Origin of the sequence: Moorena sp. SIO2C4, assembly GCF_010672485.1 — a bacterium.
GTDB classification, from domain to species: Bacteria; Cyanobacteriota; Cyanobacteriia; order Cyanobacteriales; family Coleofasciculaceae; genus Moorena; species Moorena producens.
Genome location: NZ_JAAHGN010000456.1, coordinates 1 through 5,779, shown reverse-complemented (window position 1 = coordinate 5,779; position 5,779 = coordinate 1). Strand labels below are relative to the sequence as shown.

The 5,779-nt window shown below is 47.2% G+C and carries 6 protein-coding genes; all 6 read right to left on the bottom strand.

Annotated elements, in window-relative coordinates:
• Nucleotides 1-15 precede the first annotated feature (15 nt).
• A complete protein-coding gene (locus tag F6K20_RS21805; protein ID WP_008185431.1) occupies nt 16-1,509 on the bottom strand; it encodes a M23 family metallopeptidase in 1,494 nt (497 codons plus the stop codon).
• 10 nt (nt 1,510-1,519) lie between these two features.
• Entirely contained in the window at nt 1,520-1,789 is a 270-nt protein-coding gene (locus tag F6K20_RS21800) for a hypothetical protein (protein ID WP_131827241.1), read from the bottom strand.
• A 96-nt stretch (nt 1,790-1,885) separates the two neighbouring features.
• On the bottom strand, nt 1,886-2,716 hold the full coding sequence (locus F6K20_RS21795) for a biotin--[acetyl-CoA-carboxylase] ligase (RefSeq protein WP_008185433.1): 831 nt from the start codon (nt 2,714-2,716) through the stop codon (nt 1,886-1,888).
• A 29-nt stretch (nt 2,717-2,745) separates the two neighbouring features.
• The gene (locus tag F6K20_RS21790; protein ID WP_229414541.1) at nt 2,746-3,462 is read right to left on the bottom strand and encodes a hypothetical protein; all 717 of its coding nucleotides are present in this window, start codon (nt 3,460-3,462) and stop codon (nt 2,746-2,748) included.
• Between the two features lie 243 nt (nt 3,463-3,705).
• Nucleotides 3,706-4,842 carry an NAD(P)/FAD-dependent oxidoreductase gene (locus F6K20_RS21785; RefSeq protein WP_008185439.1) on the bottom strand — a complete coding sequence of 379 codons (1,137 nt, stop codon included), beginning with the start codon at nt 4,840-4,842 and terminating at the stop codon, nt 3,706-3,708.
• Nucleotides 4,843-4,860: 18 nt separating this feature from the next.
• The gene (gene psbQ / locus F6K20_RS21780; protein ID WP_229414543.1) at nt 4,861-5,361 is read right to left on the bottom strand and encodes a photosystem II protein PsbQ; all 501 of its coding nucleotides are present in this window, start codon (nt 5,359-5,361) and stop codon (nt 4,861-4,863) included.
• Nucleotides 5,362-5,779 lie beyond the last annotated feature (418 nt).

Sequence of the window (5,779 nt, the reverse complement as noted above, 5' to 3'; positions counted from 1 at the left end):
CACCCGATCACCAGCCTAAAATCCTCGTAGGGAAAAGGAGGTATTTTGGGCTACCTGTAGGGCTTGGACTAGTTGACCTAAAGAATACTTCAAATGGGAGCCAGCATCCACTGCTACCCAGCCTTGGGGAGTGGCATGCCGCCATTCAAAGTGTAGGTGGGGACCAGTAGAATTACCGGTGCTGCCAACCCGCCCAATTACAGTTCCTTTTTGTACCCATTCCCCAGGTTGGACAAAGATTTCTGATAGGTGAGCGTAGCGGCTTTCTTGGGTACCTTCCTCATGGCGCACCATAACGGTCAAACCGTAGCCACCTAAGAAGTCAGCTGTTACTACTTCACCATCAGCGGCAGCAACAACTGGAGTACCTAGGGGTGCTGCTATATCTGTACCAGCGTGGAAACGGCGATTACCGGAAATCGGATGAGTCCGCCAGCCGAATAGGGAGCTAATGGCAGAAGGAATCGTTACGGGGAACACAAAGCTGGATTGCCTGAAATTGGCCAGTCCTAAGGGTCGTTGGGTGAGATTGTAGTAGGCTAAGGCTGTAGGAAGTTTCCTGACAGACCGATTCCGCCGAGCAACGCTAATCCCACGAGGAACCCATTTAGCTGGACGACTCTTGGCAGGTTTGACTCGATTAAATCTGACCGGTTGAACTGAATTATATGAATTATATCTGACTGGTCGAACCGGATTATATCTAGCAGTTTGAGTACTAATTACTCGTGGTCTGGGTAATTGAGTTACTCTACGGTTCCGTCTACTTCCAGAGATAGCAATTGGTTGACGCCTCGGGGCAACACCACAATTCCCCCTGAGTTGCCCATTTCTGGCTACAGTCCGACAACCCCTTGACCGTTCAGTTAAAACAACTGCCGAGGGGCGAGTGTACCGTTTAGTGGCACCAACATTGTAGTTTGTGCGGTCAATATAGCTATTTTTAGCAGCGGTTTTTGGAACTCTAGGCTGTAATGCTACTGGATTGAGCTTGACTTTCGGTGGCTTGGCGACAGTGGCTTTAGCTGGTACAGAGAATTGGGTTCTACGCTGTACTCGTTTGACTGCGATCGCTTTTGTCCGGACAGATTTCCTAGCTGGTGGAGCAATCGGTTTCTTAACCTGGATAGGCACCGAGGGAGCTACTGATTTCCGGGCAACTTTTGGTGCTCGTGGGGCAATGGGTTTAGTGACCTTGGTTGCTGCTACTGGTTTTGAAGCAGCTTTTGCTGGGGCTGGTTTGGCCACTGGCACAGCTGGCACAGCAAAGGAGCTTGGGGGTGTAGGTTTAGGCAAAGCAGCAATAAGAGTTGGATCAAATGCTGCTTCCGTTATAGATTTGGTAGTGGTGTTGACTGATACAGCTTCTATGGGTGACTGAGTTTTGGCCACAACCATACCGCTGCTGAGGACACCAATACTACTCATCACACTCAGTCCATGGATGAGTTTTGGGCATCGGTAGAAAATGCTATACAGGGTGCTACCAGGGGAGTTTTCTTTGGTCATTTACGACTCACTAAATAATTACTACACAGTTATACTCGCTCGGCTCAGCCATCAGCCATAATTCCGGCGTTGCGTCAGTCTTGGAATGAATAGGAGTAGAGTGGGCATCCTGCCCGCCCGGAAACTGTAACGGGCAAGATGCCCATGCCACGGCAAGATGCCCATGCCACGGCAAGATGCCCATGCCACGGCAAGATGCCCATGCCACAGGTGCGACCGTTGGCGAATTAAATTCGCTATAGGTGCGCACCGTCAGGAACGGGCAAGATGCCCATTCCACAAAACTATTAAAATCATTCCATTATTAAGCAACGCCATAATTCCTGTTTTGTTGATTAGTTGATGCTTAACATTTGACCCTTAACCGTAAGAGTTCTCAACAACTACGATAGCCAAGACTGATTGTACCGGGCTTGAGCAAAATTTCTTTTGGGGTCGGAGTATCGTGTAGATGCACTCGCAGTTCGCCCCTAGGGGTTACCCCTGTTATGATGCCTGGATTTCCTTCTACCATGACCTGGCTTCCTTGATAATTGAATAGCGCTAGATATCGTGGTAGCAAACTATTCATTCCTTCCTCTGACCAGAGTTGATATCCGGACAGTAGTCCTTGTAAAACAATCGCAGCCAGCATTTCTATAGAAGTCACAGTGGCATAGGACTCGGGTTGCCAAAATGAGCGCAAATTGATGCCAGATTCCGGCACTTCATTGCTCCAGTTAATTCCGACACCCACAACGGCTTTGGTAATTTGACCCTGTTTGACACGGGTTTCTGTTAGAATACCTCCGAGTTTGCGTCCCTTAAGTAGTAGGTCATTTGGCCACTTCAGAGACACAGGCATAGCGTAAGCTCTCAAAGCTGTAGCAATTCCCCAAGCACTACACATGCTTAGCTGGGCGCTGTCCAATGCCTGTAACTTGGGAGCTAAAGCTAAGGATAAGTAGAGTCCACCTTTTGGAGATTGCCATTGTCGTCCCCACTGTCCCCGCCCTGCTGTCTGTTGCCCAGCAATAACCATGGTGGGAACTGTTGCACCTTGGTTGAGCAATTCCCAAAGGGTTTGGTTAGTGGATGGGAGAGTGTCAAAGACCTGTAGAGGAATTGGTGGAAATTGCCCCATGGCTGGGGAGTTGAGGGGCAACTGTTCCCTTACTGCTTCCAGAGCAATTTCAAACGCTTGTTGATTAAATGAGCTTTTATTCATTTAAATGATAAGCTCACGTAAATGATTATCTAGCGTGAAGGACATTTATCTCGGCAATAGACTTCTAGAGATTTAATTGTCGCTGAGTCGCGATAGTTCTGGGTTTGGTTATATTCTTTCAATGGTGAAGCATAAAGGCCAGAAAACTGATTATTAGTATCATTGACGGCTACTCCCATGCGAAAGGCTATATCTTCCGATAGGTTGGCAAAATTGACGTATTCCCGAGACTCGCTGGCATAGTTAAAGGACAAGGTAGCATCACCGTAAGTTTGCTCAGCTAGTTTGAGGGGTGTGCCAGGGCCAACACCTTTGGTGGTGCGATAGTTAGGATTTGTGGTGAATAACGCTTCCATTACGGTTGAATTACCCATAGGTGTTCCCATCGGGTAAAGAATATAGTATTGGGGTTGTCCTGATTGGATAACTGCGATCGCATCGAAACCGACAATAAACGGTGACTTCACCTCAAATTTTGCTTTATCCCCTAGGGATTGTTTCAGCTGTCCCAAGGTCATTCCCAACTTAGCCGGTCCAATTCCTTTAGGAGAGATAGTAAAGGCATCTGATGCTGGTGGAGACAGTTTGGTTGTGGACTTTGAACTGCCAGATTTAGATGTGTCCTCTAAATTAGGCGGGCTTGGCATCGGTTGGGAAACCGGTGTTTTCTTAGTTGATGGAGTAGGCGACGGGCTACAGCTCATCAGCACCATCAGCAAACTCGTGATTAACCATCGAGATTTCATCAAAAATTCACGGCTGGATACTCCCCTGACACCCCATTGGGGTTAAACCTGAGAGGTTGCGCCGCGCCTCCTACAAAACAATTAGTTGATCAGTTAATGAACATTTAACCTATATATTTTAATTGATCGCTGTTTTTTGACGATTGACGGTTAACTGTTAAATCTCAATAGTAACTCTCAACAAAAACAATAGGTGCGCTTTCCGCATCTAATTATTAAATTCGCCACGGGTCGCACCTCTAGCTATTTTCCTGAGTCAATAATTTCTTCCCGAATTATTTGTGCGGTAGCCGGAGCAAGGAGTACACCATTGCGATAATGACCTGTTGCTAGCCAAACATTATTGTAACCAGGCAGTTGATCAATAACAGGGGCAGGTCGTCCTTCTGGACGAGGGCGTAACCCGTACCATGTGTGGATAATTTCTGCTGTGGCTAGAGCAGGGCAAAATGCGATCGCATTCTGTCTGACCACCTCCAGTAAGGCTGGTTGTGCTTCTACATTACCTGCATCATCGGGAAACTCAACTGTTGCGCCCACCCAGTAGTCTTGCTTACCTACTGGCAAAATATGAACATCATCACGAGTAATCACTGGCTGAAAATCTTCATATCCCATGGGCTGTGGCAGCCGCAATTTTACTCCTTGTCCCAGTACTGGTTTGAGAGTCAGAGGCAGATCTCGACTAACTTGCAAGTCTTGTGGTTGGAGCATCTTAATCAGCCCAGATGAACCCAACCCAGCAGCCACTACTAGCCAATCTATCTCTAGGGTTCCAGAATCAGTAGAGATTTGGGAGCAATTGAGAGAATTGTTGAGATCGGAACCTATGGATTCAAAGCCTTTAACTGTGATTCCAAAATTAAACCTAACCCCATTGGCCTCAGCACCAGCCACTAATACTTGGGTTAGGGCAGTTGGATCAATTTGTAGGTCTTGGGGAGAATAGATTCCAGCAATAAATTTATCTTGACTCAGCTGAGGGCAACGGTGCTTAACTTGGGGAACATCCCAAATTTCTAATTGCCAACCTTGGGTGAGGCGAGTTTGTACTAGTTTTTCCCAAGAGGCCAAGTCCTCTCCAGGCAAACACAGCTTCAAGATACCGTTGCGATTGACTGGAATCTGGTATCCCGTGAGTGCCTCTAATTCAGGAATCAGGGTCTGATAGCGCTGGATACTGACTTGTCGCAGCTGCCACGCCCTACCCTTGACTTTTTTACTAATGGCACCCATCAGTACCCCTAAAGCAGCACCAGTAGAGCCTTGTGCTGGCAGATGCTGGTCGAGCACAGTGATACTTAGCCCATTTACCCGACTAAGTTCATATGCGATCGCTGCTCCAACGATACCGCATCCAATAATAGCGACTTTACTCACAATTTTATCGATAACTTTTTAACTAGTGGGAATTAGTTCCAAAAAGTTATCAAATTTTTTCAAGGCTGCTTCGTAGTTTTTGAGTGCTAGCTGGGAGTTGCGCTCTACAGAAGCTTCATCAATTTTCACCAAAGATTTCAACAATACTTCAGCCGCTTGCTTGGCTGCTTTCTGGTCTTTGGGAAGAAGTTGACCAGCCAGATAGTTACTGCTGCGCCCTAGATCTCCTAACGGACCATGGATAAATGAACTAATATCTACCCAGTTTTCGTCTTGAATGTTGGCTTCGAGAACTGGCATTTTCTCGCGAAGCTCAAGCACTCTAGTAGCACTTGTCTGGATTTGGGCAATTTTTTCAGGGGTGTAGGTAGGAGCGGTGGTGGCACTTGGGCTACCACAGCTGACCAAAAAGGTCATCACCATTGCCAGAATCACAGTCAGAATAGACCGATAACTTCTCATCATCATTGTTTGTTCGCTAGCCAACCTCTCGGGAAAACTACTTAAGGTTCTTGACACTCCCCGCCAGCTTATGAGCGGGGATTCTTAGTTCTACGACACGCCTTGTCTTGATGCAGTCGCTCATGGGGGAAACCCCCAAGACCGCTTAGGTGCGCTTTCCGTAGGCGAATTAAATTCGCCACGGGTCGCACCTCTGCATCGCTAAAATTAGTTATCCAGCAAAGGCAGTACTTAAGCCAAATACCCGTTTAAAAACGCGCATATCGAGCCTAATTTAACTAAACGAGCGTGGGCTTATCTCCCTAAGCGTTGGGTCTCCCCCGTTCCCGTGTGCCCCACGGTACGTTTAGTTTTAAAATTTTATTTTACTGGGGTTTCGGTATCTGTTAAGATCCATGCGTTTTGGCGAGGTATGCGCGCTCCTCGTGTACTAGTATCGCTTTACGTCGTTGTTTTAAATTGGCAGTACCGACGA